At 47.0% G+C, this 26,418-nt stretch carries 31 protein-coding genes; 19 read left to right on the top strand and 12 right to left on the bottom strand.

What is annotated here, in order from left to right; genetic code table 11:
• Positions 1-13 precede the first annotated feature (13 nt).
• The 3 genes from KNO71_RS15320 (at position 14) to KNO71_RS15310 (ending at position 3,935) form a co-directional block, all read left to right on the top strand.
• The gene (locus KNO71_RS15320) at positions 14-433 is read left to right on the top strand and encodes a YflT domain-containing protein (protein WP_214689324.1); all 420 of its coding nucleotides are present in this window, start codon (positions 14-16) and stop codon (positions 431-433) included.
• Between the two features lie 209 nt (positions 434-642).
• Positions 643-2,940, top strand: coding sequence for a glycoside hydrolase family 65 protein (locus KNO71_RS15315; RefSeq protein WP_078146456.1), 2,298 nt, complete (start codon positions 643-645; stop codon positions 2,938-2,940).
• A gap of 146 nt (positions 2,941-3,086) precedes the next feature.
• On the top strand, positions 3,087-3,935 hold the full coding sequence (locus KNO71_RS15310) for a YitT family protein (protein ID WP_031421243.1): 849 nt from the start codon (positions 3,087-3,089) through the stop codon (positions 3,933-3,935).
• Between the two features lie 114 nt (positions 3,936-4,049).
• Here the strand turns inward: KNO71_RS15310 and KNO71_RS15305 are convergent, their stop codons facing one another.
• Positions 4,050-4,862, bottom strand: a complete 813-nt coding sequence (locus tag KNO71_RS15305; RefSeq protein ID WP_214685871.1) for a Cof-type HAD-IIB family hydrolase — start codon at positions 4,860-4,862, stop codon at positions 4,050-4,052.
• 162 nt (positions 4,863-5,024) lie between these two features.
• Between KNO71_RS15305 and KNO71_RS15300 the strand changes: the two genes are divergently transcribed.
• From KNO71_RS15300 to KNO71_RS15250, 11 genes are all read left to right on the top strand, one after another.
• A complete protein-coding gene (locus KNO71_RS15300; protein WP_074032676.1) occupies positions 5,025-5,219 on the top strand; it encodes a YjzD family protein in 195 nt (64 codons plus the stop codon).
• Between the two features lie 74 nt (positions 5,220-5,293).
• Positions 5,294-5,716, top strand: a complete 423-nt coding sequence (locus KNO71_RS15295) for a thioredoxin family protein (RefSeq protein ID WP_214689322.1) — start codon at positions 5,294-5,296, stop codon at positions 5,714-5,716.
• A complete protein-coding gene (locus KNO71_RS15290; RefSeq protein ID WP_214689320.1) occupies positions 5,713-6,492 on the top strand; it encodes a phosphatidylserine decarboxylase in 780 nt (259 codons plus the stop codon). Before KNO71_RS15295 ends, KNO71_RS15290 begins: the two co-directional genes overlap by 4 nt.
• Before the next feature lie 125 nt (positions 6,493-6,617).
• A complete protein-coding gene (locus KNO71_RS15285) occupies positions 6,618-7,244 on the top strand; it encodes a YqeG family HAD IIIA-type phosphatase (RefSeq protein ID WP_015880994.1) in 627 nt (208 codons plus the stop codon).
• A gap of 133 nt (positions 7,245-7,377) precedes the next feature.
• Positions 7,378-8,490 (top strand): ribosome biogenesis GTPase YqeH, encoded by a 1,113-nt coding sequence (gene yqeH, locus KNO71_RS15280; protein ID WP_015880995.1) that lies wholly within the window; start codon positions 7,378-7,380, stop codon positions 8,488-8,490.
• Positions 8,487-9,272 (top strand): shikimate dehydrogenase, encoded by a 786-nt coding sequence (gene aroE, locus KNO71_RS15275; RefSeq protein ID WP_214689318.1) that lies wholly within the window; start codon positions 8,487-8,489, stop codon positions 9,270-9,272. The genes yqeH and aroE overlap by 4 nt, the downstream gene beginning before the upstream one ends.
• A gap of 6 nt (positions 9,273-9,278) precedes the next feature.
• Positions 9,279-9,575 (top strand): ribosome assembly RNA-binding protein YhbY, encoded by a 297-nt coding sequence (gene yhbY / locus KNO71_RS15270; protein ID WP_015880997.1) that lies wholly within the window; start codon positions 9,279-9,281, stop codon positions 9,573-9,575.
• Positions 9,572-10,141 (top strand): nicotinate-nucleotide adenylyltransferase, encoded by a 570-nt coding sequence (locus KNO71_RS15265; protein WP_078146460.1) that lies wholly within the window; start codon positions 9,572-9,574, stop codon positions 10,139-10,141. Before yhbY ends, KNO71_RS15265 begins: the two co-directional genes overlap by 4 nt.
• Positions 10,131-10,688 (top strand): bis(5'-nucleosyl)-tetraphosphatase (symmetrical) YqeK, encoded by a 558-nt coding sequence (gene yqeK, locus KNO71_RS15260; protein ID WP_078146461.1) that lies wholly within the window; start codon positions 10,131-10,133, stop codon positions 10,686-10,688. Before KNO71_RS15265 ends, yqeK begins: the two co-directional genes overlap by 11 nt.
• A 10-nt stretch (positions 10,689-10,698) precedes the next feature.
• A complete protein-coding gene (gene rsfS, locus KNO71_RS15255) occupies positions 10,699-11,046 on the top strand; it encodes a ribosome silencing factor (protein ID WP_015881000.1) in 348 nt (115 codons plus the stop codon).
• On the top strand, positions 11,046-11,771 hold the full coding sequence (locus KNO71_RS15250; RefSeq protein ID WP_078146462.1) for a class I SAM-dependent DNA methyltransferase: 726 nt from the start codon (positions 11,046-11,048) through the stop codon (positions 11,769-11,771). Before rsfS ends, KNO71_RS15250 begins: the two co-directional genes overlap by 1 nt.
• 42 nt (positions 11,772-11,813) lie before the next feature.
• On the opposite strand, the gene KNO71_RS15245 is transcribed toward KNO71_RS15250, so the two are convergent.
• Positions 11,814-12,362: a GrpB family protein gene (locus KNO71_RS15245; RefSeq protein WP_074032686.1), complete on the bottom strand. Its 549-nt coding sequence runs from the start codon at positions 12,360-12,362 to the stop codon at positions 11,814-11,816.
• Positions 12,363-12,465: 103 nt separating this feature from the next.
• The gene (locus KNO71_RS15240) at positions 12,466-12,879 is read right to left on the bottom strand and encodes a VOC family protein (RefSeq protein ID WP_214689316.1); all 414 of its coding nucleotides are present in this window, start codon (positions 12,877-12,879) and stop codon (positions 12,466-12,468) included.
• Between the two features lie 152 nt (positions 12,880-13,031).
• Here KNO71_RS15240 and KNO71_RS15235 point away from each other — a divergent pair, with 152 nt between their 5' ends.
• Both KNO71_RS15235 and KNO71_RS15230 read left to right on the top strand, forming a co-directional pair.
• A complete protein-coding gene (locus KNO71_RS15235) occupies positions 13,032-13,628 on the top strand; it encodes a DUF2238 domain-containing protein (protein WP_078146465.1) in 597 nt (198 codons plus the stop codon).
• An 83-nt stretch (positions 13,629-13,711) separates the two neighbouring features.
• Positions 13,712-15,181 (top strand): catalase, encoded by a 1,470-nt coding sequence (locus KNO71_RS15230; protein WP_214689314.1) that lies wholly within the window; start codon positions 13,712-13,714, stop codon positions 15,179-15,181.
• 276 nt (positions 15,182-15,457) lie between these two features.
• Here KNO71_RS15230 and KNO71_RS15225 read toward each other — a convergent pair whose 3' ends face one another.
• Positions 15,458-17,290, bottom strand: coding sequence for a hypothetical protein (locus KNO71_RS15225; RefSeq protein ID WP_214689312.1), 1,833 nt, complete (start codon positions 17,288-17,290; stop codon positions 15,458-15,460).
• Between the two features lie 271 nt (positions 17,291-17,561).
• On the bottom strand, positions 17,562-18,455 hold the full coding sequence (locus tag KNO71_RS15220) for a DNA/RNA non-specific endonuclease (protein ID WP_214689310.1): 894 nt from the start codon (positions 18,453-18,455) through the stop codon (positions 17,562-17,564).
• Positions 18,456-18,625: 170 nt separating this feature from the next.
• Between KNO71_RS15220 and nfsA the strand changes: the two genes are divergently transcribed.
• Positions 18,626-19,375 carry an oxygen-insensitive NADPH nitroreductase gene (gene nfsA, locus KNO71_RS15215; RefSeq protein WP_078146470.1) on the top strand — a complete coding sequence of 250 codons (750 nt, stop codon included), beginning with the start codon at positions 18,626-18,628 and terminating at the stop codon, positions 19,373-19,375.
• Between the two features lie 41 nt (positions 19,376-19,416).
• On the opposite strand, the gene KNO71_RS17890 is transcribed toward nfsA, so the two are convergent.
• The 3 genes from KNO71_RS17890 to KNO71_RS15200 form a co-directional block, all read right to left on the bottom strand.
• Complete coding sequence (locus tag KNO71_RS17890) at positions 19,417-20,538, bottom strand: TlpA family protein disulfide reductase (protein WP_214689308.1); 1,122 nt, start codon at positions 20,536-20,538, stop codon at positions 19,417-19,419.
• A 66-nt stretch (positions 20,539-20,604) separates the two neighbouring features.
• Entirely contained in the window at positions 20,605-22,005 is a 1,401-nt protein-coding gene (locus KNO71_RS15205) for an MBL fold metallo-hydrolase (protein ID WP_078146472.1), read from the bottom strand.
• A 28-nt stretch (positions 22,006-22,033) separates the two neighbouring features.
• Positions 22,034-22,330 (bottom strand): rhodanese-like domain-containing protein, encoded by a 297-nt coding sequence (locus tag KNO71_RS15200; RefSeq protein ID WP_015881009.1) that lies wholly within the window; start codon positions 22,328-22,330, stop codon positions 22,034-22,036.
• A gap of 115 nt (positions 22,331-22,445) precedes the next feature.
• On the opposite strand from KNO71_RS15200, the gene KNO71_RS15195 reads away from it, so the two are divergent.
• Together KNO71_RS15195 and KNO71_RS15190 are read left to right on the top strand one after the other, a co-directional pair.
• Positions 22,446-22,820, top strand: coding sequence for a rhodanese-like domain-containing protein (locus KNO71_RS15195; protein ID WP_251025633.1), 375 nt, complete (start codon positions 22,446-22,448; stop codon positions 22,818-22,820).
• A 33-nt stretch (positions 22,821-22,853) separates the two neighbouring features.
• The gene (locus KNO71_RS15190) at positions 22,854-23,633 is read left to right on the top strand and encodes a sulfite exporter TauE/SafE family protein (protein WP_214689306.1); all 780 of its coding nucleotides are present in this window, start codon (positions 22,854-22,856) and stop codon (positions 23,631-23,633) included.
• Positions 23,634-23,674: 41 nt separating this feature from the next.
• Here KNO71_RS15190 and KNO71_RS15185 read toward each other — a convergent pair whose 3' ends face one another.
• The 4 genes from KNO71_RS15185 to KNO71_RS15170 all read right to left on the bottom strand — a co-directional run bounded on the left by KNO71_RS15185 (position 23,675) and on the right by KNO71_RS15170 (position 26,236).
• Positions 23,675-23,869: a hypothetical protein gene (locus KNO71_RS15185; RefSeq protein ID WP_214689412.1), complete on the bottom strand. Its 195-nt coding sequence runs from the start codon at positions 23,867-23,869 to the stop codon at positions 23,675-23,677.
• 105 nt (positions 23,870-23,974) lie between these two features.
• On the bottom strand, positions 23,975-24,523 hold the full coding sequence (locus tag KNO71_RS15180; protein ID WP_214689304.1) for a cysteine hydrolase family protein: 549 nt from the start codon (positions 24,521-24,523) through the stop codon (positions 23,975-23,977).
• Between the two features lie 65 nt (positions 24,524-24,588).
• Entirely contained in the window at positions 24,589-25,326 is a 738-nt protein-coding gene (locus KNO71_RS15175; protein WP_047795575.1) for an ABC transporter permease, read from the bottom strand.
• The gene (locus KNO71_RS15170; RefSeq protein ID WP_074037619.1) at positions 25,304-26,236 is read right to left on the bottom strand and encodes an ABC transporter ATP-binding protein; all 933 of its coding nucleotides are present in this window, start codon (positions 26,234-26,236) and stop codon (positions 25,304-25,306) included. Before KNO71_RS15170 ends, KNO71_RS15175 begins: the two co-directional genes overlap by 23 nt.
• Positions 26,237-26,418: the final 182 nt, after the last annotated feature.

Raw genomic sequence — 26,418 nt, 5'->3', positions numbered from 1 at the left:
AGGATGGATAGAGATGAGTGAAAGACGATTTGTCGGAACATTCGACACAAAAGAAAGCCTATTGTCAAAAATTAGTGAGCTGAAAGAAAATGGCTACGATGAAGGGGAACTATTTGTCGTAACGGAGCGGGATGAAGCCGTTCACGTTCTTAAACGAGAGACGAACCTAAACGTAGAAGAAGGTGACACATCTTGGTTAGACAACCTCAATGGAGGGGGGAGCGGTGATCGAGATATGAAACAAGCGCTCACCGATTTAGGGATCGCGGACGACGAAATTGAACAGGCGCATTCTACAATCAAACAAGGGGGATATGCACTTGTCATCGACGAACCGGATACCGGATTCAATGATGGGCGAAGTGCGGTATTCGAGGGACACGAAGCGAATGCGGCGTTTGGTGAGAATCCGGAAAATGGACAGAAAGATTGATTGAAACTGTCTCGATGAGGGGCGGTTTTTTATGATTGTAAAATGTGATGAAAAAAAGAAATAAAAAGTTTTATGCAAACGATTGCATTCTCGTTTCAGTTGTGTAAAATGAAAGGTGAGATTAAATACAGCGCTTTCATAGACAAACGGTTGCATAAACTAGTTGTCCGACGAAGGTAGCCTTGTAGAGAAAAAGGAGTGGCAGACAGATGAAACGATTGTTTGCAGTCGATGAATGGAAAGTAACAGAGGAAGGTCTTCACCCGAAAGAGAACCGCCTTGCAGAATCCATCACATCGCTCGGGAACGGGCATATGGGGATGCGAGGAAACTTTGAGGAAGATTACTCGAATGATACGCACCAAGGATTCTACGTGGCGGGCGTCTACTACCCGGACAAAACACGTGTCGGTTGGTGGAAGAACGGATACCCTGAATACTTTGCCAAAGTGTTGAATGCGACAAACGTCATCGGTCTCCGCGTGGTCATCAATGGGACACCGGTCGACTTGGCGAAATGGGAAGTGAAAGATTTCACCCGTGAGCTCGACATGCAGCGTGGTGTCCTCACACGGACGTTCACCTTGATGAACGGGACAGAAGAGACGAAAGTGGAAGTCGTCCGCTTCTTCTCAATCGTGGATAAAGAAGTCTTAGCCATTCGTTACAACGTCACACCTGTCAACTACGAAGCAAAAATTGAGTTCACGCCATATTTAGATGGCGATGTCGTCAACGAAGACTCGAACTACGATGAGAAGTTCTGGCTTCCGGTCGACCGTGGTGTGGAAGAACGTTTCGCTTTCGTTACGACGAAGACGAAGAAACTCGACTGGCATGTCACGGCATCGATGATCGCGGACGTAGAAGGTGCTCGTTGTGAAGTGCTTGAAGCGACAGATTTGTTCGTTGCCAACAAGTTCACGGTCAACGTAGCTGCTGGTGAGACAGCGACAGCCTACAAATATGTGTCGGTCGTCACGAACCGCGACCACGAGATTGAAGCATTGCAGTCAGCTGGGATGACACGTGTCGAAGCGGCGTTCGAAAAAGGATTTGAGACACTTCTCGCTGAACAGACGGAAGCATGGCTCGCACGCTGGGAAGATGCGGATGTTCGTATCGATGGAGACATCGAAGCTCAACAAGGAATCCGTTTCAACATCTTCAACATGTATCAAACATATACAGGTGAAGACTCACGTCTTAACATCGGTCCAAAAGGATTCACAGGTGAGAAGTATGGCGGTGCGACGTATTGGGATACTGAAGCCTACTGCCTGCACTTCTATTTGGCGACAGCCAAACCAGAAGTCTCATGGAACTTGCTCAAGTACCGTCACAACCAATTGCCACAGGCGAAAGAGAATGCTGTGAAGAATGTCGGTATGGAAGGTGCGCTTTATCCGATGGTCACAATGAACGGGGAAGAGTGTCACAACGAGTGGGAAATCACGCATGAAGAGATTCACCGTAACGGTGCGATTGCCCATGCGATCTTCAACTACACGAACTTCACAGGCGACAAGTCGTACCTTGGACAATACGGATTGGAAGTATTGGTCGAGATCTCGCGTTACTGGGCTAGCCGCGTCAACTTTGTCCCGCACAAAGACGTGTATATGATCCTAGGCGTCACAGGTCCGAACGAATATGACAACAACGTCAACAACAACTGGTATACGAACTTGATCGCCGCATGGACGCTCGAATATACGCAAGAAGTGTACAACTACTTGAAAGAGGCAGAACCTGCACGTCTCGAAGAGCTCGTATCGACACTCGGCATCACGGATGCTGAACTTGCGAAGTGGGCAGACATCCAAACGAAGATGTACTATCCAAAAGATGATCTCGTTCCAGATGTGTTCATGCAACAGGACGGATTCATGGATAAAGAGCAGATTTTGGTGAAAGACCTCGATCCGAAACATCTTCCACTCAACCAAAACTGGTCATGGGATCGCATCCTTCGCTCGAACTTTATCAAACAAGCTGACGTCCTCCAAGGACTCTATACGTTCGGTGACCGCTTCACGGTCGAACAGAAACGTGCAAACTTTGACTTCTACGAGCCACGCACGGTTCACGAATCGAGCTTGTCACCATGTGTCTACTCGATCATTGCGGCAGAAGTCGGTTATGAAGACAAAGCGGTCGAATTGTACCAACGTTCGGCGCGCCTTGACCTCGACAACTATAACAATGACACGGAAGACGGATTGCACATCACGTCGATGGTCGGTTCGTGGATGTCCATCGTTCATGGATTCGCCGGAATGCGCATTCAAGAGGATAACCTCTCGTTCAGCCCGATGATTCCGAAAGATTGGAACGGTTACTCGTTCAACATGCTCTGGCGCGGCCATCACTTGACGGTCACATCATCACGTGAACAAGTGACAATCAAGCAAACAAGTGGTACAGATGTGACCATCCATGTATATGGAAATGCAGTGACAGTTCCTGCAAACGAGTCGATTACAATTGAAACAGTGAAAGCGTGACCAATCGTTTCATACGAACAAGCCGACCTCGGTCGGCTTGTTTTTGTGTGAAAAACTTATCGGATTTCCTGCATATTTGCTGTATGCAGTATGAATAATCTATGTTATCTTGATTCTTAGCTATTTTGAGAAAGGGGAGTTGAAGCTTGACGGAAGCCGTTAAAGAACATACACGAATCGGGGTTGTCTCGATCATCGGAGGATTGTTCGTTGCCTTATCCATGACATTATTTTTAATTCCAGCTGGCGTCTATTCGACAGGATTTACGGGTCTTGCCCAAATCTTGACGAAATTGTTAGAGGGTACACCGCTTGAACTAGGGGAAGGACTCTGGTTCTTTATTCTGAACGCACCACTGCTCGTCGTCAGTTATTTTATGCTCGGGCGGAACATGATGATCCATACGCTGGTCAGTGTCGCCTCGGTCACGTTGTTCATTCGTTTGCTTCCGCAATCGCAGCTTCTCTCGGACGATCCGCTCTTGAACGCCGTATTCGGCGGTGTGCTTTTGGCAATCGGTTCGGGCATCACGATCCGGTACGGAGCCTCGACAGGTGGCTTTGACATCGTCGCATTGATTCTCGCGAAATTCACGAACAACTCGGTCGGGGTCTATCTCTTCTTGATGAACATGATGATCGCCCTCGCAGCAGGTGCCTTGTTCGGATGGCCGACAGCGCTTTATACGATCGTCTTCTTGTATGTGACGTCAAAAGTCATCGATGAGATTTACACGAATACACAGCGTCAAACGCTCTTCATCGTGACGAATCACCCGGACGAGGTGACAAAGGAACTACATCAACACGTGTTCCGCGGGATCACGCTCATGCCGGCAATCGGGACGTACTCGAAAGTCGAGAAGGCGACGCTCATGATGGTTGCGCAACGACACGAAGTGCGTGAGATTACGCGAATCTGTAAAGATGCAGACCCATCGGTTTGGATCAATATCTTGCCGACAGAGGACGTCGAAGGGACGTTCCGTCGCTAAACATGCATGAATGAATCACAAAAAAAAGGGGTCCGGCCACCGAACATCGGTGACCGGACCCCTCTTTTTATCAAAAATCTTTAAAACCGGCTAGTTATGTCCCAGCCTCTTTCGTTATGCCTTAATGCCAAGTCGCTCTTCTAAGAAGAGGGCAATCCCGTCATCCATATTTGAAGCCGTCACTTCGTTGGCTACATTCTTCAATTGGTCGATGGCGTTCCCCATCGCGACACCGGTACCGACATAGTCGAGCATCTCGAGGTCGTTCTCTTCGTCACCGAAGGCGATAATGTGCTTCCGGTCAATGTTCAAGTGCTTCGAGACCTCTTGAAGCCCAAGTGCCTTCGATGTGTTTTTGCTCATGACTTCAATCATATGTTCGGGCATACGCCACTGACGGTTCAATACCGCCTCCGCATGAATGTCGTCGAGTTGGGTGCGGACGTGCTCGACGTGATCTTTTGTCGCATGAATCAATAGGGACGTCGGTTCGTCCTGCAAGTGTTTCAACAAGTTACCTGAGGTGACGCTGAGCGCACGTTCTGCATACGGACTATAGAACTCTTGCGGGTCCTTTTGGAAGTACACGTGGTCCGTCACTTCGACGACGATGTTGTGTGCTTTCGTATCCGCCACTTCTTCAATGATGTCATGGGCGGTCTTGAGCGGGATTGGGCGGTGTGTCACCGCGTAATTCGCATCTTTTGGGTGATGTACGAGCGCCCCGTTGAAGTTGACGAGTGGTGTCGTCAATCCCATTTGCTCATAGTACATGATCGAATGGCGCTTTGGACGCCCTGTGGCGATCATGACTTCATGACCAGCTTCACGCGCCGCTTGAAGAGCGCGGAGGTTTCGTTCGCTGATTGTTTTATCATCTCTTAATAACGTTCCATCTAAATCGACTGCGATTAAATAACGTGACATCAGTCATCCTCTTTTCTTCACAATGATGTTTCTACGACCGTATCACATTTTTCGATTCGACGGAAAGAATATACAATCGAAGTCGCATATTCTATTCGAACAATGCTATACTAATGTCGTATGAATTTTTACGAATCATCTGTGAGATGGAGGGGACGTTCAATGCGTTATTTAGTGACATTGATCTGGGCGATTGTGCTCTCGAATACAGCGGTATTTATCATTTCTGCCGTTGATGGTGTAGAGTTCAACGCGATGCTCGCGACAGGATTTGGCGTGGCCATCACAATCTTCGTTGCACTTCTCGATGTCTTGAATCAAGACATGGGAATCAGCGACGTTGCACAAGAGAAGTAAGCCGTCTACAATCAAACTGACTCGTGCATGAGTCAGTCTTTTTTCTTTATCCAACATAGAGGAGGATCATGCATATGAAAAACCCTGAAAAACGCGCGAACTTTATCACGTTCGCCATCATCGGTGCGATTATCGTTATCGGAATCGGTTTGTTGTTCTTTTTAAATGGAAACAATACTGACGACGGTGTCAACGCCGTCACGGCAGATGAATTACAACAACAATTAGATCAAGACGGTGAAGTCGTCGCTTACTTCTGGCAAACGGGCTGTGAATACTGTGAGCAAGTGAAGCCGTACGTCGAGCCCCTTATCGAAGAATATGATGCGGTCTCCATCAATTTGGCCGACCATAACGTATGGACGACGTATGGAATCGAAGGTACGCCGACCATCATCCGCTTTGAGGATGGAAAAGAAGTCGGTCGCATTGAAGGAGCGGTCTCTGAACAACAATATGAGACGTTCTTTAAAAATGAGGAGGCCAAAGAGGAATGAAGCGTCGTTTCTACCAAACGTTATTTGAGCTGAACGCCTCGCCTTGGATCGCCACACGCCTCAAGCGTTTCGCAGAATCAGATGTGAGTCGTCACTTGATTCCATCGTTTGCAAAAGTATATGACATTGCGGTAGAAGAGGCAGAGCAACCGCTTGCTGCCTATCCATCATTGCATGCGTTCTTTACCCGTCGCTTGAAGCCGAGAGCACGTACGATTGATGAGTCGTCCGATACCCTCGTATCACCGTGTGATGGCAAGCTATCGGTCATCGAATCGATTTCAGAAGACAGTCGTTTCGAGGTGAAAGGTCAGTCGTATACGCTTGCGGAGTTACTCGGTTCTCAACAAGAAGCAAGACGTTATGCAGGTGGGACAGTCGTCGTTCTCTACCTCAGTCCGCGCGATTATCACCGCGTCCACACACCGCTCTCTGGTCGTGTGCTCAGTCACTATGAGCTCGGGGACCGTTCGGCACCGGTAAATGAAATCGGATTGACGGAGACGGTTCGACCGCTCTCACGCAACTACCGTCGCGTGACGCGCTTTGACAGCCCAGCCGGAACGTACGAACATATCATGGTCGGTGCCTTGAACGTCAACACGATTGAGTGGACGCTCGAAGGAAACCAGGCGGGCAAAGGAGAAGAGGTGGGATACTTCTCGTTCGGTTCGACCGTCGTTCTTTGTTTTGAGAAGGATACGATTCAAATGGACCGTGAAAAGATCGGTCCGGTTCGACTCGGTGAAGTCATCGGGACAATCAAATCCAACTAATTTTGTGTCAATTTTCTTCCGACCGAACGATAGACTAGTCGTTTGGTCGGTTTTCGTTTACCATAGAAGGGATATCAATACTTGTATAAGTAGTTGAATCGTTTAGCTAATTGGAGGAATTTTACGTGTTTAATCGACTTTATCCGAAACAGTTCGTCGCGTCTGTGTTTGACATCGACCTACAAGAATTGAAAGACCGTGGGGTGCGCGTCATTTTGACGGACCTTGATAATACACTCGTGGCGTGGGACGTCCCACATGCGCCAGAGCTTTTATTGATGTGGCTTGAAAAAGTGAAATCATACGGTTTCGATGTGATTGTCGTATCAAATAATAACGAGAATCGTGTACGAACATTTACGGAGCCGCTCGGCCTTCATTATGTCGCTCGTGCTAGAAAACCATTACCATCTGGATTTAAAGCGGCACTCTCGAAATATGGGTACTCGCCGAAGGAAGCCATCTTCTTAGGGGACCAGCTGTTCACAGACGTTCTCGGGGCAAACATGGCGGGCATTCATGTCATTCATGTGCAACCGGTCGTCAAAACGGACGGACTCGTCACGAAATTTAACCGGATGCTCGAAAAAGTGGTCTTCGCCCATATGAAGCGTCGTGGGAAGTATGTATTGATCACGAAAAAAGTGGAAGAACTTGCCGTTGACGCACAACGGGCAAAAGTCGCGGTCGCTGAAAAAATCGGTGAGGCCATGCATCCACGTTCCGAAGATTCACATAAAAAAGATGAATAAGACCTCGAACGCACAGGAAGAAGGAGGCTGCCCATGTACGGCGAGCAAGGCGTCGGAATTAACGCTTCAGGAGTAGCAGCGAGGTGCTACGGTGAATGAAGAAGGGGAAACCTGAACGGCAGTAAGTATAACTATGGAAGAAACAAAACGATATTGCGCTGGGTGCGGCGTAGCCATCCAAACGGAAGACCCGAACGGGGTCGGCTATGCACCAAAATCGGCACTTGACCGTGAGATTGTCATTTGCCAACGTTGCTTCAAATTGAAGCACTATAACCAAGTTCAAGATGTGGAGTTATCAGATGATGACTTCTTGCGCATCTTGAACGGTATCAGTTCAAAAGAAGCACTCGTTATCAAAATCGTCGACATTTTCGACTTCAATGGCAGTTGGCTTCCGGGTCTTCAACGCTCAGTCGGGTCGAACCCGGTACTGTTAGTCGGAAACAAGGTCGACTTGTTACCGAAGTCGGTCAACCCGAACCGGATGGCGAACTGGATGAAGGCAGAGGCAAAAGAACTCGGCTTGAACCCAATCGACGTTCATTTGATCAGTGCGAAAAAAGGACATGGCATCGATGAACTCGCTGAAAAGATTGAGTACTACCGCAAAGGCAAAGACGTCTTTGTCGTCGGTTGTACGAATGTCGGGAAGTCGACACTCATCAACCAGGTGATCAAACGTTTCGGTGAAGAGGATGAAGCCATCATCACCGTCAGTCATTTCCCGGGAACGACGCTTGACTTGATCGACATTCCGCTCGACGATGATGCGAACTTGTACGACACACCAGGAATCATCAACCGTCATCAAATGGCACACTATGTCGATGCGAAAGATTTGAAGACGATCACACCGAAGAAAGAAATCAAGCCGCACGTGTTCCAGTTGAATCCGCAACAGACGCTCTATTTCGGCGGATTGGCACGTTTAGATTATCTTGAAGGAAATAAGCGATCGTTCGTCATTTATATGTCGAATGAATTGAAAGCACACCGTACGAAACTCGAACGTGCCGATGAGCTCTATGACCAACATATTGGGAAGATGCTCAACCCGCCGAATGAGAAGACACTCGAAATCTTACCGCCACTCGTCCGTCATGAGTTCAGCTTACGAGACGGCGTGAAAACGGATATCGTGTTCAGTGGTCTCGGTTGGGTCGCGATTCACGGAAAAGGTGGTCGTATCGCAGCATGGGCTCCAAAAGGCGTCGCAGTCACACTTCGCGAGGCGCTCGTATGAATCTGGCCGTCATCGGTCACCCGATTGCTCATTCGCTCTCTCCCCAACTGCACGAGCAGTGGTTGAGGGCGTCTGGGCTTTTCGGGCGTTATGAGGCCATCGATGCCACACCAGATCAACTCCCAGCCTTATTTGCGGCAATGCGAGAAGGGGACTGGGATGGATTCAATGTCACGATTCCCTATAAAGAGGTGGTCGTTCGGTATCTCGATGACCTTGACGAAGCGGCGAAACATGCTGGAGCCGTCAATACGGTGTATAAACGAGACGGGCGACTTATCGGGACGAATACGGACGGGGCAGGTCTTGTCCAAGCGCTGATGCCATACACAGACTTTACAGGGCGTGTCCTGATTGTCGGTGCCGGAGGAGCGGCTCGTGGGATTGTCCAAGCTCTCCCGACGCGTAACGTGACGATTGTCAATCGAACAGTGGAACGGGCAAAAGCGCTCGCCGACACGTTCGGAGTCGTCTACACGACGTTCGATGAGATGGACGTCTCTCGATATGATGTCATCATTCAGACCACTTCTGTCGGGATGGACGAGAGATCGACACCACTTTCATTAGAAGGATTACGACAAAACACGGTCGTTTGTGATATCATATATCGTCCACTTGTCACCCCGATGCTTCAAGAAGCGAAACGTCGCGGAGCCAAAGTTGTGACAGGTATAGCCATGTTCGTCGGGCAGGGCGCGCTCTCGTTCGAGAAATGGACGGGCGTGAAACCGGACGAAACCGTTGGGAAAAAGTTAATCGAAGGATTATTGGAGGAATAATATACTATGTTATCAGGTAAACAAAAACGCTTTTTACGCGCAGAAGCGCACCATCTTTCACCGATCTATCAAGTTGGGAAAAATGGAGTCAGCGAAGCGATGTGTAAAGATATCGCGGACGCACTCGAAAAACGTGAATTGATTAAGGTCCAAGTACTTCAAAATTGCATGGACACGCCGAAAGATGTCGCTGGCGAGTTAGCTGAAGGCACACAGGCTGAAGTCGTTCAAGTGATTGGAAAAGTCATCGTCTTGTACAAAGAGGCGACCGAGAAAGAAAATCGCCAAATCAAACTCCCATGAGCCGGATCGGCTTGATGGGCGGAACGTTCGACCCGCCGCATCTCGGACATCTGTTAATCGCGGAACAAGCGCGTGAACAGCTTGAACTTGATGAGGTGTGGTTCCTGCCGGCTGCGATTCCACCTCATAAGGTCGGGTTCAGCTCGGCAGACCACCGAATCGAGATGACGCGACGCGCCATACAAAATCAGTCCGACTTCAAGTTGAACTTGATTGAGTTTGAACGGAGTGAGCCGTCATATACGGTCGAGACGATGAAACGGCTGATCGAACAGTATCCGAATGATGAATTCTACTTTTTGATTGGTGCCGATTCACTCGTTTCGCTCGAATCCTGGTATGACTATGAGACGCTCATCCGTCTTGTCACGTTCGGTGCGGTCGCACGGCCGGGGACACGTTATTTGATTCCGGAGAAGGCAGACGTCCGCGCGATTGACATGCCGCAACTCGAAATCTCATCGACGGACATCCGGGAACGGGCGAAACGAGGCAAATCCATCAAATATCTTGTCCCGACGCCAGTCGAGGAGTATGTGAAGGAGCATAAGTTGTATGACGTTTGAAGAAGCGCACGAGTTGATTAAACAGACGCTGCCAGAAAAACGCTATATCCATACGCTCGGTGTCGTCGAGACGGCGGAACGCATGGCGGTTCAATTCGGTGAAGAGGTCGAACATGCTCGTATTGCTGCGATGCTTCATGATTATGCGAAGTACTTTGACGTCGAAGAAATGCGTCGAGTCGTCGTGGAAGAAGGGTTAGACCCGAATCTACTTGAGTACGGGGACGAACTACTTCATGCGCCGGTCGGTGCGATTTTACTTTCCCGTCAATACGACCTGGATGACGCGGTGCTCTCGGCGATTCGAAATCATACGACGGGAGAGCCCGGGATGTCTCGGCTCGACCAAATTCTGTTCGTGGCTGATGCCATCGAACCGAATCGGGATTATCCCGGCGTCGACCGGTTGCGGGCAGAAGTGGAGCGTTCGCTCGAAGCGGCGGTTGTCGCGACACTGAAACAAACGATTGAATTTTTATTGAAGAAGTCGGTGCGTATTTTTCCACTGACGATTGAAACGTATAACGATTTTGTGAATATACCTTAGGAGGGTCAATATGACTGCAAGAGAAGAATTAGAATTGATTGTTAAAGCGGCTGACGATAAACGTGCCGAGGAAATCGTTGTACTCGACATGGAAGGGATTTCGCCAATCGCGGATTACTTCGTTATCTGTCACGGGAACTCGGAGAAGCAAGTCGAAGCGATCGCACGTGAAATCAAAGACGTTGCTGGCGAAAACGGCTTACCACTCCACAAGTTCGAAGGAATGGACACGGCACGTTGGGTCCTCGCTGACCTCGAGAACGTCGTCGTCCACATCTTCCATCGTGATGACCGTGATTACTACAACCTAGAGAAATTGTGGGCTGACGCGCCACACGTCGAAGTGGAAGTCGGCTAATGGCTTACGAAGGATTCGCCTATGTATACGACGAGTTGATGAAAGACGCGCCGTATGATGAGTGGGTCGCTTTCGTGCGTCGTCACGTCCAAGATGGCGCGACACTCGCGGATGTCGGGTGCGGGACCGGGTCGGCGACGATTCGCCTCGCTGAACATTACGATGTCATGGGGATCGACTTATCCGAGTCAATGCTCGAAGTCGCACAAGAAAAGGCGCTAGAGGTCGAAATCGAGTTGCCGCTTTGGGAACAAGATATGCGTGAGTTGGAGTTACCGGAACCGGTCGATGCGGTGACGATTCTCTGCGACTCCCTTTGCTATTTGCGAGACGAGGCGGACGTGATTGACACGTTTGAATCTGTCTACAATCAACTCAAACCAGGCGGCTTGTTCATCTTTGATGTCCATGCTCCGAACAAGATGCAGACGCTCTTCAACCAAAAGACGTATGCGTCAAACGGAGAAGATTGCTCATATATTTGGTTTGCCGACCCGGGAGAAGCCCCGCTGTCGGTCGTTCATGACTTAACATTCTTCGTCGCGCTTGAAGATGGGACGTATGAACGGATCGAGGAGACGCATGAACAACGGACATATGAACCAGGGCAGTATATGCAATGGTTGATTGGTGCCGGATTCCACGTCAAATCGGTCACATCAGATTTCACCGAACGTGCACCAGGAGCGGATGCGGAGCGCATCTTCTTCGTAGCCCAAAAATAAGGAAGACCTCATCGTAGATTAGCGATGGGGTCTTCATCTATATCAGGAGTTTAATGCCCGATTTATAAATTCAGCTTTAGCTTCAGTATATTTTTCTCTGTCCTCACGAAATTCAGTTGCTAATTGCTTTTTTAGAAGCCCGTACTCCTTCGCGAGTAAAGGAGATTCCCGTAACTTGTCTCGAAATTCAATCTGTTCTTCCCACCGTTTTTCTGTGCCTTTCATGAGATGCAAATGAGCAACTCGTTTATCATTTTTCACTTTCACAAAAAATCTGCGCCAGGGCTTTCCATCCAATTCTGGTGGTACATAGTGCCAACCGTATGCGGTTAAAGTATCAACAATCGCATTCATCATGTCAAACGATTCGATACGAATCATCACATCTATAATTGGTTTTGCAGGTAGACCGGGAACCGCTGTACTACCTATATGTTCTGCTCCTTTAATATCAAACTTTGAAAGTAAGTCGGACAACTCTCTTGTTTCACGTAGACCTTGAGCTTTCCATTGCACATTGGCATCTTCTATTTCGATTGCTTCATATGCCCAAATAGGAATATTTAATTGTTCAGGATTCTCTTCTTTCATTAGTTTAGTTCATCTCCTTGAAAGTATTCTCTGTGGGGAAGCTAATCTTGAAAAGAATAAAAGACCTCATCATAAGAGAATGTGAATAAGATCTTTTGGATGATCATGCTTCGTGGCTGAACTGCCACTGGACGCCGAACTGGTCTTCGAGCATGCCGTACGCCTTGCTCCAAAACGTCTCTTGAAGCGGCATCAAGACACGTCCGTTCACAGAGAGCGCCTCGAACTCACGATGGATGGCCTCGAGGTCGTCTGTGACGACAGCGAGCGTGACATTGTCCCCGAATGTGACCGGTCCGTCAGGCATCGCATCAGAAAACATGAACGATGAGCCGTGAATCGATAGTCGGGTATGCAGCACGAGATTAGCCATTTCACTCGGCACCGGTTGACCGTCTGGACCAGGTTGGTCACCGAACGTCATGATGTCTGGAGCGGCGTGATTGAACACATCGGCATAGAAGTTCACGGCGTCTCGACAATTCCCATTAAAGTTGAGATACGGATTGATCGGCATAGCAAGTTCCTCCTTGAATTCATAATATTAATTATAGAACGTATGTTCGTGAACGGCAAGAGAGTCCAACTAAATTCAATTGTGTGGTTGAACATGATTGAGAGTTGGGAATAGAGCATATAGAGAACAAACTAGAAAGAAGGCGAAGCATTATGAAGCTCACGAAAGGACGTATCCTCGAATTTGGATTCGTCTTGTTCATGGCGATCATACTCGTCACATCTATCATTGAAGAATTATGGTTCGATGCGAGTGTGGCGGGGGCCGGAATCATTTCCGGGCTCATCCCGTTCTTCATTGAAAAGACGTTTAAAACAGAACTTGACGGCAAGATGAAGGTGGCGTATATCCTGTTCTTGTTTGCCTCCCAGTATTTAGGCTCGATTGTCGGACTATACGGGAATGGTTGGTGGGACACGTTCCTTCATCTCTTAAGCGGAATTTTTCTCGCATTCCTTGGATTCGACTTCTTCAGTAGGCTCGATGATGACATTCGGACCGAGATCCCGAAACGATTTTTGTTCGTATACATTGTCGTCTTTTCCATGGCTGGGGCGGCACTTTGGGAAATGTATGAATTCACATCTGACGTCGTCCTGAACACGACGATGCAAGGGAACGGGAATGACGATACGATGGTCGACATCATCGCGGGGTCCCTAGGCGGTATCTTGGCAGCATTTTTCGTCGTGACGCTCCATCAACGTGAAAAATCCAAACAAAAGAGACATATGAAAAAAAGTTCGTGATTCACGAGCTTTTTATTTGTAATCATTCTAATCTTTAATTAATATCAAGATTGTAATGATTATAAATAATGGGAGGCAATCATATGGATCAACACCGTCAACTAACTACTAACCAAGGCGTACCAATCGGGGATAACGCCAACTCCATCACTGCGGGGCGTCGGGGCCCAACGCTTCTCGAAGACTACCAACTAATTGAGAAATTAGCGCATTTCGATCGTGAACGAGTACCAGAACGTGTCGTTCACGCGAGAGGCGCAGGGGCGCATGGTGTCTTCACTGTAAAAAATAGTATGAAACGCTATACGAAAGCCGCATTCTTGCAAGAAGAAGGGCAAGAGACGCCTGTGTTTGCGCGCTTCTCGACCGTCATCCACGGATTAGGTTCACCGGAGACGCTTCGTGACCCACGCGGTTTCGCCGTCAAGTTTTACACAGAAGAAGGGAACTATGATTTCGTCGGAAACAACTTACCGGTCTTCTTCATCCGTGACGCGATTAAATTCCCGGACGTGATTCACTCGCTCAAGCCGGACCCACAAACGAACCTTCAAGACCCGGACCGCTTCTTCGACTTCATGTCGCTCACACCTGAATCAACGAACATGCTCGTGCATCTCTTCAGTGACGAGGGCATTCCGGCATCGTATCGCCACATGCGAGGGTCATCCGTCCATTCCTTCAAGTGGGTGAATGAATTCGGCAACACGGTGTACATAAAGATGCGCTGGGTACCGAAGCAAGGGATTCAAAACTTGTCGATGGAAGAAGCGGCGAAAATCCAAGCAGAAGACTTCAACCATGCGACACGTGATCTGTTCAACGCCATTGAAAATGGAGACTATCCGGAATGGGATCTATATGTACAGATTCTCGACCCAGCGGACATGGACAACTTTGACTTCGACCCGCTCGATGCGACGAAAGATTGGTTCGAAGATGTCATCCCGTATCAATTGGTTGGAACGATGACCCTCAACAAAAATGTCGATAACTTCTTCGCCGAGACTGAGTCTGTCGGTTTCAACCCAGGCGTCCTCGTACCAGGGATCCAGCCGTCAGAAGACAAGATGCTCCAAGGACGACTCTTCTCGTATTCGGATACGCAACGTTACCGCATCGGACCGAACTATCTCCAACTCCCGATCAACTGCCCGTTCGCTCAAGTCGCGAACAACCAGCGTGACGGGGCGATGCCGTTCAAGCAACAGACGAGCCCGGTCAACTACGAGCCGAACCGTTACGAAGACGCGCCGAAGCCAAATGCGGACTATATCGAGACGCCGCAACCGATCACAGGCGTGACGGGTCGTCAGAAGATTGAGAAGACGAATGACTTCGGACAAGCCGGAGAGGTGTATCGTCGCTATTCTCAGGAAGAGAAGGATGCGCTCGTTCGTAACCTCGTGGCGCATATCAAAAAAGTTCGTCACGAGAAGACCGTTCTCCTCTTGATCTGCAACTTCTATCGTGCGGACCGTGAACTCGGAGAGCGTCTCTCGAAAGAGTTGAACGTCGATCTCGCACCATTCTTGAATCAAATGTCGAACTAAACACGTAACCGCGGTCTTACACCGCGGTTTTTTGTATGCGAAAAGACGTTTCTCGTAGAGAAACGTCTAGGTTGTCCAAGTAATGTTAGATATAGTTCATATTGCTACAGTGCCTGTTATAAAACGTAAAGATAGTTTTTTTTAATAGGTAGTCGCAATCCTTTTGTTTCAACTTACACATCCGAAAATTTAATAATATACGGTTGGAAAAACAATGAGTTTAACTCTCTGAAAATGATGTGTTCTTGATGAAAGCATAATCAGTTTTAGGCAATTTTATAGTAAATCCTTTATCTTATCTCTCATTCCACTGACTAAAATAACGTTCGGATTCGTTCTGTGAATTTTTGAATTTACTTGCTGAATTATATTTCCGATTGAATCATTCTTTTCTCCAGCATGATTTAGTACTCTACCTAGCTGCTTTGTTATAAAACCAGCAAAAGGTACTGCTGTATTTGTTAAGTCGATGGCAGTATCTAATGTAATCCCCTTAACATCCCATGTATTCAATCGTTTAACATTTCTTTCGTATGATTTCACACTTTGATTAAACTCATTAATAGTGTTGTTTATTTCTTCAGGTGAATTGTTGTTTGTCATATTTACGAGTAACTGTCTAAACTGTTCAATTTCTCTTCCATTAAAGCTCTCTGCAAGTTCAAGAACCGAAACATAATTCGCTATTGTTAGTATCCCTTCAGTAGCTATATTTGGAGATGTGACTATATCTAAATTCCAATCTTTCCGTACACCAGAGTATAGATATGCTAAATTTATTTCATTGTTTGCTAAGGGTCCTACGGGGCATAAGACAGCATTATTAGCGGCTGCCCACTCGATTGACTGAGATGCCGCCATTATTTCAACTAAATAATTTTTGCCAGTATATTTATTGATTAAATTATTTATAGTTGGTCCTAATCCTAAATTAAATGTACCATTTGCACCTCTCACTGAGAGTGATTCGTGCATGTTACTCCAAGTAATAGATAATTCTTCTATAAATCCATAAAGCCACATTTTTTCATTAATATTCTTAATATCAATTGAAAGTCTTATCATATCGGATAGTATTTGTTGTTTTTCTTCGTTATTTGAAGGTAAGAATACAATAGGATTTCTACGTTTTAAATCCGAAACTGTATTAAAAGCTAATTCTCGAGAGAGTAAAATACCCTGTGGATTAATATCTACTACATTTTCAAGCAAACTTTTTTTGTATCTTTCTATAGAGTGTGGAAAGATTAATTTTACTCTATTCATCTCCACTAGTTTTACTAATTCTTCTTCAGTAATGTTTAGTGAATACAGTAATTTGTCGTATGATGTTTCAATTGGAATCACAATTTGAATTTCATTGAAGAGTGTAAGATAATTTCTGATATTATGCGCTTCTCCATACTTTCCGTTTATTAAGCAATTAGCCCGCTGTACTTTTTGATCTTCTGTCTCCGGATTTTTATCGTTGTGAAATAAATTTGCTTTATTGTCCGACCAAAACTGCTCATCTTCTTCCCATTTTCGAAATAAAGACTTCGAATAGTTCAACGAAGAATGCTTGCTGATAGAAATTGATAAAGTGTCATGAAATTTATGTTCAAATTTTAGATTTAAGTCTATCGTACAAGTTAAGCTAGTTTCGTAGCCACAAAGTAATGATAATTTATTTTCTAAAACATTTAATTCACCCTCTGATAAACTTCTCTCCACTTTAGCTTCCCAATTTTGTGTATCATGATTAAAATCAATCCACAACCTAGGGAATTTAATTGGCAAAAGCAAAGCAAGTTGTTTGTTAAAATCAATGATATTCAAAGGGTTTCCATACAAATTAGAAATTTGTTCTAATGTCCTAGTGGTCATTTGAATTGCTTCGTCAGGTACTGAACTAACAAGCACAATTTTACATCCCAACACGCAAATCTCTTTATCAAAAACCTCAAATATAGAAGTTCTATTACTATTAATAGGTTTAACATCTAGGTTGCTGCATTGAATAAAATACTCCAAACCTTTCTTAAAAATTCCTTTTGGATTAGTGTGTGGTTGCAATAGTTGAAGTTTTTCAAAACTGTATAGTGCATAATTATCCATTAAACTATCCATTCCCTCACCCTCTACTCAAAAAAATAAATCCTCCCTTATTTTAACATATTGATATTTATTAGATTACATTGAATAATTAGTTGATCATTACTAATCTTATTTAATTTATCTAATATTTGTTAGGTTTATCTTTTAGTTATTATCTACTTATTGATTGAGATTATATATAAATTTTGGAGATATAAATGAAACTGCCAAGCTCCTTTTTATAAAAGGGCTTGGCAGTTTTTAGACAGACCTGTATATAAATTTGTATTACATAGCAAATTTTTTATTCCCCGACCATCCCGTCACCGTCTCGGTCGTCCATATACTGGTACAACCAATGGTCACGCGTAATCGGCATCTCGAATCCGGCATTTTTGGCTTCTTTGATCGTCACTTGTCCATTTCCGTCAAGGTCGATATCGGATAATTCACGTTCCTCGACCGGCTCCGTCGTCACTGCAGGAGGGGAATCATCCGTCAATCCGAGCGATTCGTTCACTTCCTCCGGATCCACGTTATCATACGTATCGGTGACCGTATTGCCCCGTACGGTATACGTGTATTGGTAGCGGGAAGGAATCTGAGTCGTCGTGTTCGGATAGGTGATGATGGCTTCGAAGTCTTTCGCCCCGCCAGCCTTCCGGATGACATCTTCCATGAATGCCTGGTCGCCGTAACGGTTGAGTGCGCTGTTTTGTGGCGTGATGTTATAGGCGTTCGAGACACCGCCAAGTGAATCGGCGATGATATGGCCTTCGTCGAGGTTCGGGTCTTCGACACCCGGAACTTTTGCCTCGTCTGCATAATAGCGTCCTGAAGAATTAACGTCTTCGGTTTCATCGTCTTGAAGCGTGATTTCGTCGGCAATCACACGAACCAGTTGACCATGTTCGTTCGTGAACGCCCAATACTCACGATCGCCGAAGCCGATATCGACGACGACATTCGCTTCACGTGTGCCGGACTGATCGCCGCCATCGACCTCGATCTTCGTATAGCTTTCAAAAAGATCGCCTTCAGATTCAGGGATCTCGGTGGTTTGTTCCTCTTGTACAGGTTCCTCTTCAACTGTTTGCTCAGTTGACGTCGATGTCGGGACGCTCACATCGGCATCCGTACAACCGGAGAGGAGCAGCACCCCAAGCAGAAATGGAATGTAAAATGGTATTCTTTTCATCTATCTCGCTCCTTATTCGAAGTTACACTGTCGTATTTACTATGTAGCTTATAATGATAGCATAAGAAGACGAGATGTGAGCGTCCTCCCTCAAAATGTGCTCGATGGATTCCTCTCATTTGTGGATTCAGAGAGCTTATGCCAAGATTGAAAAAAAGGGGGAAGAACGTATGAACGAAGTGATTGAGACTTTATTGAACCACCGTTCCGTCCGCGATTTTACGGACGAGAAATTGACAGACAAACAAATCCAGACCATCGTCGAGAGCGCACAACGGGCATCGACGTCTAGCTTTATCCAAGCCTACTCCATCATCGGGGTGACCGATGAAGCGAAGAAGAAACGACTTGCCGAGATTGCGGGCAACCAGTCCTATGTCGTCGAGAACGGTCACTTCTTCGTTTTTTGTGCGGATTTGCACCGCCATGAAGTGATTGGTGAACTGCAAGAAACAGAAGTGTCCTCAACACTTGAGACTGATGAAAAGTTGCTTGTCGCGGTGATCGACGCTGCACTTGCCTCTCAAAATGCAGCAGTGGCGGCAGAGTCGATGGGGCTCGGAATTTGTTATATCGGTGGCATTCGGAACGACCTCTTTGCGGTGAAAGAAGTGCTCGTATTGCCGGAACGGGTCATTCCGCTCTTCGGGATGGCCGTCGGTGTACCGGCCTCAGTCGAGGATCAAAAACCACGCTTACCGTTCCAACATGTCTACCATGAAAATATGTATGAAGCGAATCCAGAACGGATGAAGCAGTCCCTTTCCGATTACGATGCGTTGATCCACGATTACTATATGGTCCGTGGCTCGAACCCGCGTAAAGATACGTGGACTGGTCAAATGGGGCGCATGTTGTCGAAATCGACACGGCTTGACGTCAAAGACTTTTTGAAAGCACAAGGCTATTTGAAGCAATAAGATAAACCGCCGACAACTCTTTGTCGGCGGTTTTGTCATGTTCAATTCAATTGGGCGTCGAGCCAATTCTTGTCGATGGCACCAAATTGCTTCGCGATGATCACACCCGATTCATCGAGCACATACGTCGTCGGCATCGCCTGAATCCGATACGCATCTCCAACTTGGCCGTCACGGTCATAGACGACGGTAAATGCGTCTTCATACGGTTCGACGAACGAGACGGCATCGGCGGGGTCGCGTTCACTCGTCGTCGTGTTGACGGCGACGATGGTCACGTCATCTCGCTCTTTCGCGAACGCCGCCATATCCGGCATCTCCGCCCGACAAGGCGGGCACCAGGACGCCCAAAAGTTGACGACGACGCGCTGACCACTTAGTGAAGTTAAGTCGAATGTACTCCCATCAGTTCGCTGTAATTCGAACGAAGGGGGAATTTGCCCGATGTTCAAACCGGTTGACGCCGTCTCTGTCGTGACAGATTGTGTCGCTTTCTCTGGCAGGACAGCATTCACGACCGCGAGAACGACCAGGACTCCGACACTAATTTGAATCACTTTCTTTGAAGGGCGGGCGAGATAGACCGTCAATCCGAAGAGAACGAGGGCGATGACAATTATCCACCATTGAATCTGTCCGACCGCATATGACTTAAATAGCCAGATGCCGGATGCACCGCATACTGTCCAAAGAATGTTTCCACGAGTCGGTTCATGCATCCAGCGCCACGTCGTTCCGAGTAGCAGAAAAATGAGCATGGTGCTCCATAGATGAATCGGCTGGTCGGAAAGGTTCAAAATCGTCCCGTATACTGGAACCGCGAGTGTCATTCCGAACCAAATGAGGAGTCCGCTCAGCACCCAATACCCTAAAAGGTTCCGGTCGAGTCGATAGACGAACCAAAGGACGACAGCAGCTGCAATCCATTGAGACCATACGCCTCCTGTGGCGTAAAGAGCGAGCGATAGGTCACGTGTCGTCAACAGACCGATGACGATGGCACTTCCTTTCCAGGCAAGAAAACCATAGAACCATGTCCCGATGACGGCTTCACGCTGTTTACTCGACAACCCGAGAAAGCGGAAGATGCCGTAAAGGACGGCAAGGCTTAGTAAAAAGATGAGTAAATCGAAACGAATGTTGAGTGGACCGATGGCGACCACGTCTTTCCCTCCTAAACAAAAGGCGCCCCTCTCGAAGCGGGCGCCATATTCATAGTCAGTATAGCATTACTTGATTTGTTGAGCGTTCAAGACAGTTTTCATCGCGCCATAGCCACCGAGGATATTGTGGATATCTTTGTAGCCGAGCGATTGAAGGACACTTGCCGCCATGCGTGAGCGGACGCCTGACGCACAATGCACCGCAATCGTTCGATCTGTCGGAAGACCTTCGTGGTCACTTGCGAGCTTACCGAGCAAGATGCGCTCTGCCTTTTCGTAATGGCTCGCGTTCCATTCTGTCGCGTTTCGAACGTCGAGGACGAAGACGTCACCTTTTTCAGCAGCTTCGATTGCTTCTTCTGCCGTCACGTCCGTATACGTTTCCGTCAAAAGTGATGCGTCGAGCTCTTCGACTGGGACGATGAAGCGAAGGCGATCGAGACCGATTGATTGAAGGTCGGTCTGCACTTGATCGACGTCATCCGCACTTGCGATAAGTGTGATGTCTTTGTCGAAGTTGACGAGCCAGCCAGCCCACGAGACGAACTTGTTGTTGTACGGGATGTTGATTGTCCCTGGTACGTGTCCGTTCGCAAAGTCTTCTCCTTTACGCGTGTCGACGACTTGCGTCTCTTCGACGAGTGTATCGAGACGGTCCGACCCGATGACTTCAGGACGAGCGACTTCCGTCGTCACTTGGATACCTTCTTTGTTCACTTTTTTCATCATGGCAAAGTAGTTCGGTGGTTCGGGTTGATCCGTCGTCAACTCTTTGATGAAGGCATCTTTATCCGTCATTTGAAGCGCCCAGTTCGTCGCTTTCTCGTAACCGACCGTCGATGTTGGAATCGCGCCGAGCGCTTTCCCGCAAGCACTACCTGCACCGTGTCCTGGCCAGACTTGAACGAAGTCAGGAAGTGCCATGAACTTTTTGAGTGAATCAAACATTTGTTCCGCACCGATTGCCGTCGTTCCTTTCACACCGGCCGCTTCTTCGAGAAGGTCAGGGCGACCGATATCCCCGACGAAGACGAAGTCTCCTGTGAAGATCCCCATCGGTTGTGTCTGGTTCCGGTCATAAAGGAGGAACGAGATATGTTCCGGTGTGTGACCCGGTGTGTGCATGACTTCAAGTGTCACGTTTCCGATTTTGAACGTGTCGCCTTCTTTGACGAGCTGTGCGTCAATTTCTTTCGCGAATGCATACTTCCAAGAAGCATCACCTTCGTCTGATAGGTAGGCTTTCGAACCTGTGCGCTTCGCGAGTTCGAGTGATCCCGATACAAAGTCCGCATGGATATGCGTCTCTGCCGTTGCGACGATGTTCATACCTTCTTTTTTCGCTTCTTGAAGATAAGGTTCGATGTTACGGGCCGGGTCGATGACGATGGCTTCTCCCGTCATTTGGCAACCGACCATATATGAAGCTTGTGCTAATTTTTCATCATAAAAATAACGTAATAGCATATCAATTTCCCCCTATGGATGTAATCGTTTATTCGACTTCGCCTTGCCAGCTCATCATCCCACCGTCGACGTTCGTGACATCGAATCCGAGTGAATCGAGATAGGCAGATGCGTTCATGCTGCGTCCGCCGGCTGCGCAAATGACGTGAATCGGTTTAGAGCGATCGAGCTCATCGACTTTTGCCCCGAATTCAGAAAGTGGTACGTTCTTCGCTTGTTTGATGTGACCTCCAGCATATTCGTCTACCTCTCGCACATCGATGAGGTTGAGTGAGTCGTCTGCTTGAAGTAACGCTTCTAATTCAGTAGTCGTAATCGTCTTCATGAGTCTGTGATCTCCTTTTCATGGTTAAGGTTTTTGGCAACGAGAATGTTTCGTTGGCTTTAATATACCCCATAAGGTATAATGAGCGCAAGTGAAAAGAATTGGAGGGTAAAACATGAAGAGAATTTCCTTATTTGTCGGAGTTTTGGCTTTAATGGCGATTTTTATCTTTGTAACCACATCAGAAAAGGATGAAATTACGAGAATTGACGTTAAAACTCTACAAAACAAATTGGAAAACGAAGAAATAACACTCCTTGACGTACGAGAATCGTCTGAATACGAGGGGGGGCATATCGAAGGGGCGGTGAACGCATCACTTTCTTCATTAGATGCAAATCAACTGCCTTATCCGAAAGACGAACCAATCTATGTGATCTGTCGGAGCGGTAACCGAAGTGCCCAGGCTGCTAGTCAATTACAGGATGCCGGCTATACGGAAATCTATGACGTATCAGGCGGGATGATGGCCTGGGAATCGATTGAATAAGTAGAGAAGACGAGAGCAAATGGAGGAGTCTATATGGAGTTCGGGTTTATCATTACAATCTTTCTAATTGGATTTATCGGGTCGTTCATTTCTGGGATGGTCGGGATTGGTGGATCGATCATCAAGTATCCGATGTTGCTATACATTCCACCGATTCTAGGGTTCGCGGCTTTCAGCGCGCATGAAGTATCCGGAATCAGTGCGATTCAAGTGTTCTTTGCGACAATCGGCGGGATTTATGCTTATCGTAAAGGTGGATACTTAAACAAGCAGTTGATTCTTTACATGGGGGTGTCGGTATTAATTGGTAGCTTCATCGGTGGATACGGATCGACGATTCTTTCGGAAGTGATGATCAATGTCGTCTACGCCGTACTCGCAACGATTGCCACAATCATGATGTTCTTGCCGAAGCCACAAGTGGACGATATGCCACTCGACCAAGTCCGGTTCAACAAAGTGATCGCAGCAAGCTCTGCCTCCATTGTAGGAATCGCCGCAGGAATCGTCGGGGCAGCGGGAGCCTTCATTCTCATGCCGATCATGCTTGTCGTCTTACGCATCCCGACGAAGATGGCGATTGCGAGTTCTCTCGCCATCACCTTCATCTCGTCGATTGGCTCGACGTTCGGTAAGATCATCACCGATCAAATTGTCTGGGGTCCGGCCGTCATTATGATTATCGCGAGCCTGATTGCCGCTCCAATCGGGGCGAATGTCGGGAAGAATATGAATACAAAAGCACTCCAATGGATTTTAGCGCTACTCATCTTGGCGAGTACCATCAAAATCTGGAGTGACTTGATTGCATAAAAAAATCACGATGCCTATATGCTGGCATCGTGATTTTTGTGTTATTTCGTAATGAAATAGTAGAGGAGTCCGAGTCCGATGAACGAGACAGGGAGCAAGATGATGTAGAGCCAAGATACCATCGACCAGCTCTTCTTTTGACTGTACGTGGAGCGGTCTTTCCCGAGCCCGACCATAATAGTGAAAATCATTGCAATCAAACAGACGAGCAAGGCTAATCCGATTGTTAGGTACAAAATATCACACCCTTTACTGACCGTTATAACTTAAGAATAGCTTAAAAGAAGAGCTTGAAAACGTTCTAAGTGTTGGGATTTTGTGACCACGCTGATTACTATAAATCACTTTTGAATGTGACTCATATATTCAGACACAGGAGATATTTCAATTCCCAGTGCTTTATCGATAATCGTCAAGGCACTTTCGTGACGTTTTGATGTTTCTGCCGCCACACAATCACGAGGTACATATATATCATAGTCACGCATATATGCATCATTTGCAGAAAAGAGGATACAAATATCCGTCGCGACTCCGGTTAAAATCAATTTCGTCACGTTTAACTGACGAAGTAAAATATCTAACTGAGTTCCAAAGAAAGTGGAGTGCCTTGGTTTTATAATAAAATACTCTTCATCTTCCGGTTCGATTTGCGAGGCAATATGTTCACCCTTAGAAGCCTTTACATACTCAATGATGTCTTCCGTGCTATCTTTCCATTGTCCGAAGTTATCATTACAATAAATGACGGGCAAGTCCAACTCTTTAAAGTGCTTTTTAAGCTCGAGAATCGGTTCAACAATCGCTTCCGTATGTTTACGTAGCATGTCGCCACCTTCAAAATCAAAATCATTGAACAAATCAATAATGAGTAATGCCGTCCTAGACATAGAAATACCTCCTTACTATAAAACTCCTATAGCAAAGAGGTACCACTTTTTCATTTGAAGTATGCTTATTCAGCGAACGTTTTACTGCGGAACATAAATGCCGTGATGAGATAGAAGGCGATGATATGAAGGGCGACATAGAAAATCGAGAAGCCCATCGTAGCGTCCATCGCTTTCATAAACTCTGGGTTGACGTCATAGATGGAAAGGTCTGTATGCAAGAAGACAATCCATTTCGCAAGCTCAGGTTTCCAAGCGACGAGAAGACCGCCGATGATACTTGAGGCGAAGTTTGCGAGTACCGTGAAACCGATGACGACGCCGACCGACTTGAAGACGACCGAGAACATGAGCGTCAAGAAGATGATGAAGATCGGTCCGCTCACACTGATGAGGATCGGACGGACGACATCCCATGTGACAGAGCCGTCTAACGTGAGTGAGAACCCGAACGCGACGACCAAGATAAAGACGAATTGGAGCAACATGACGAGGACGGCCATGACGAGCTTCGACAATAAGATGCGGTCGCGAGAGTACGGGCTCATCAACAAGTGTTTCAACGTATCAAATTTCAATTCGTTCCCGACCATCTCGGCCGTAAAGACAATCGTAAAAATACTCAAGAAAGCGATGGCACCCATCGTTGAAAATTCAAAGAATGATGCCGCTTCTGGTGTACCTTCACCACTGGCCAATACAGCGTATACGATGAGGATGATTGCTGTATACACGCCTAGGGCGACGTATGGTTTAATCGTACGACGCCATTTCATCCATTCATTGCTGAGTAATGAACGCATTGTTCGTACCTCCTTCTTTTTTCGTCAATTTCAAGAATTGTTCTTCGAGTGACTCGTGTTTCATGCCAATTTGATAGACGGCGATATCGCGCTCGATTAATTGTTTCAGTAAGACCGGAATGTCTGTCTCTTGACGCGGTACGATAAACGACTCGGCAGACTGCTGGACGATTTTCACATCATCGAAGGCGAGTGCTGCGACGTCAAGTGCCTCGTTCATCTGTTCCTTGGCAACTTTACAGAGGATGACGCTGTCAGCCTTCGTCTGTCCGTCTTCCACTGACTTGATTTGTCCTTGGTCAATGATTGCGAAACGGTCGGTGATCAATTCCATCTCGCTCAATAAATGGCTCGAGATAAGGATGGCGATTCCGCGGTGGTCCGCAAGATGGCGTAAGTAATTCCGAAGGTCGGCGATCCCGGCTGGGTCAAGACCGTTCGTCGGCTCATCTAAGATGAGCACTTTTGGGTTATGCAACAAGGCACGGGCAATCCCGAGGCGCTGTTTCATCCCGAGTGAGTACTGTTTGACTTTCATATCGAGCTTTCCGTCGAGTCCGACGAGGGCACCGAGTGCATTCAAGTCGACTTTTTTCAAGTTCGGAATCAAGTTCATCGCATGAATCAAGTTTTCCCGGCCCGTCATGTACGGATAGAATGCAGGATTCTCGACGATGGCCCCGATTCGGCTGAGCGCTTCTTGGCGGTTGTTCGCCACGTCATACCCATCGACTGTCACGGTCCCGTGCGTCGCAGGCATGAGACCTGTGATGATTCGAATAGTTGTCGTCTTCCCGGCGCCGTTCGGTCCGAGGAATCCGAAAATTTCTCCTGGAACAACGTCAAAACTGACATTTGTCAATACCGTTGCTTTTCCCATCTTTTTATGGACATTTTGTACGGATAACATGTGGTCACCTAGCTTTCTGTTAAGAGTAATAGTGTAATGCCTACACTCCCTATTACGAGGCTGTTTGAAATAAGGTTTCATCTTTTTTTGAAATTGTTGAAACAAATACATCAAGACACAATTTATCGATAAGCAAAACTTATTGAAATAGTATGGACGAATTGTGAATTTGTAAGGGTCTT

This window comes from Exiguobacterium sp. s163, assembly GCF_018617135.1.
In the GTDB taxonomy this organism is placed as follows: domain Bacteria; phylum Bacillota; class Bacilli; order Exiguobacteriales; family Exiguobacteriaceae; genus Exiguobacterium; species Exiguobacterium profundum.
This window is presented reverse-complemented; position numbering and strand designations above follow the sequence as displayed.

Bases quoted from the DNA above. Each gene is read 5' to 3' on its own strand.
- KNO71_RS15245 (WP_074032686.1), bottom strand. From the start codon at position 12,362: ATGAAAGAAGAGAATCCTGAACAATTAAATATTCCTATTTGGGCATAT.
- KNO71_RS15315 (WP_078146456.1), top strand. From the start codon at position 643: ATGAAACGATTGTTTGCAGTCGATGAATGGAAAGTAACAGAGGAAGGT.
- KNO71_RS15220 (WP_214689310.1), bottom strand. From the start codon at position 18,455: ATGAAAAGAATACCATTTTACATTCCATTTCTGCTTGGGGTGCTGCTC.
- KNO71_RS15265 (WP_078146460.1), top strand. From the start codon at position 9,572: ATGAGCCGGATCGGCTTGATGGGCGGAACGTTCGACCCGCCGCATCTC.
- KNO71_RS15205 (WP_078146472.1), bottom strand. From the start codon at position 22,005: ATGCTATTACGTTATTTTTATGATGAAAAATTAGCACAAGCTTCATAT.
- KNO71_RS15175 (WP_047795575.1), bottom strand. From the start codon at position 25,326: ATGCGTTCATTACTCAGCAATGAATGGATGAAATGGCGTCGTACGATT.
- KNO71_RS15230 (WP_214689314.1), top strand. From the start codon at position 13,712: ATGGATCAACACCGTCAACTAACTACTAACCAAGGCGTACCAATCGGG.
- yqeK (WP_078146461.1), top strand. From the start codon at position 10,131: ATGACGTTTGAAGAAGCGCACGAGTTGATTAAACAGACGCTGCCAGAA.
- aroE (WP_214689318.1), top strand. From the start codon at position 8,487: ATGAATCTGGCCGTCATCGGTCACCCGATTGCTCATTCGCTCTCTCCC.
- KNO71_RS15320 (WP_214689324.1), top strand. From the start codon at position 14: ATGAGTGAAAGACGATTTGTCGGAACATTCGACACAAAAGAAAGCCTA.
- nfsA (WP_078146470.1), top strand. From the start codon at position 18,626: ATGAACGAAGTGATTGAGACTTTATTGAACCACCGTTCCGTCCGCGAT.
- KNO71_RS15240 (WP_214689316.1), bottom strand. From the start codon at position 12,879: ATGCCGATCAATCCGTATCTCAACTTTAATGGGAATTGTCGAGACGCC.
- rsfS (WP_015881000.1), top strand. From the start codon at position 10,699: ATGACTGCAAGAGAAGAATTAGAATTGATTGTTAAAGCGGCTGACGAT.
- KNO71_RS15250 (WP_078146462.1), top strand. From the start codon at position 11,046: ATGGCTTACGAAGGATTCGCCTATGTATACGACGAGTTGATGAAAGAC.
- KNO71_RS15190 (WP_214689306.1), top strand. From the start codon at position 22,854: ATGGAGTTCGGGTTTATCATTACAATCTTTCTAATTGGATTTATCGGG.
- yhbY (WP_015880997.1), top strand. From the start codon at position 9,279: ATGTTATCAGGTAAACAAAAACGCTTTTTACGCGCAGAAGCGCACCAT.
- KNO71_RS15305 (WP_214685871.1), bottom strand. From the start codon at position 4,862: ATGTCACGTTATTTAATCGCAGTCGATTTAGATGGAACGTTATTAAGA.
- KNO71_RS15180 (WP_214689304.1), bottom strand. From the start codon at position 24,523: ATGTCTAGGACGGCATTACTCATTATTGATTTGTTCAATGATTTTGAT.
- KNO71_RS15225 (WP_214689312.1), bottom strand. From the start codon at position 17,290: ATGGATAGTTTAATGGATAATTATGCACTATACAGTTTTGAAAAACTT.
- KNO71_RS15290 (WP_214689320.1), top strand. From the start codon at position 5,713: ATGAAGCGTCGTTTCTACCAAACGTTATTTGAGCTGAACGCCTCGCCT.
- KNO71_RS15295 (WP_214689322.1), top strand. From the start codon at position 5,294: ATGAAAAACCCTGAAAAACGCGCGAACTTTATCACGTTCGCCATCATC.
- KNO71_RS15235 (WP_078146465.1), top strand. From the start codon at position 13,032: ATGAAGCTCACGAAAGGACGTATCCTCGAATTTGGATTCGTCTTGTTC.
- KNO71_RS15195 (WP_251025633.1), top strand. From the start codon at position 22,446: ATGAAGAGAATTTCCTTATTTGTCGGAGTTTTGGCTTTAATGGCGATT.
- yqeH (WP_015880995.1), top strand. From the start codon at position 7,378: ATGGAAGAAACAAAACGATATTGCGCTGGGTGCGGCGTAGCCATCCAA.
- KNO71_RS15300 (WP_074032676.1), top strand. From the start codon at position 5,025: ATGCGTTATTTAGTGACATTGATCTGGGCGATTGTGCTCTCGAATACA.
- KNO71_RS15200 (WP_015881009.1), bottom strand. From the start codon at position 22,330: ATGAAGACGATTACGACTACTGAATTAGAAGCGTTACTTCAAGCAGAC.
- KNO71_RS15170 (WP_074037619.1), bottom strand. From the start codon at position 26,236: ATGTTATCCGTACAAAATGTCCATAAAAAGATGGGAAAAGCAACGGTA.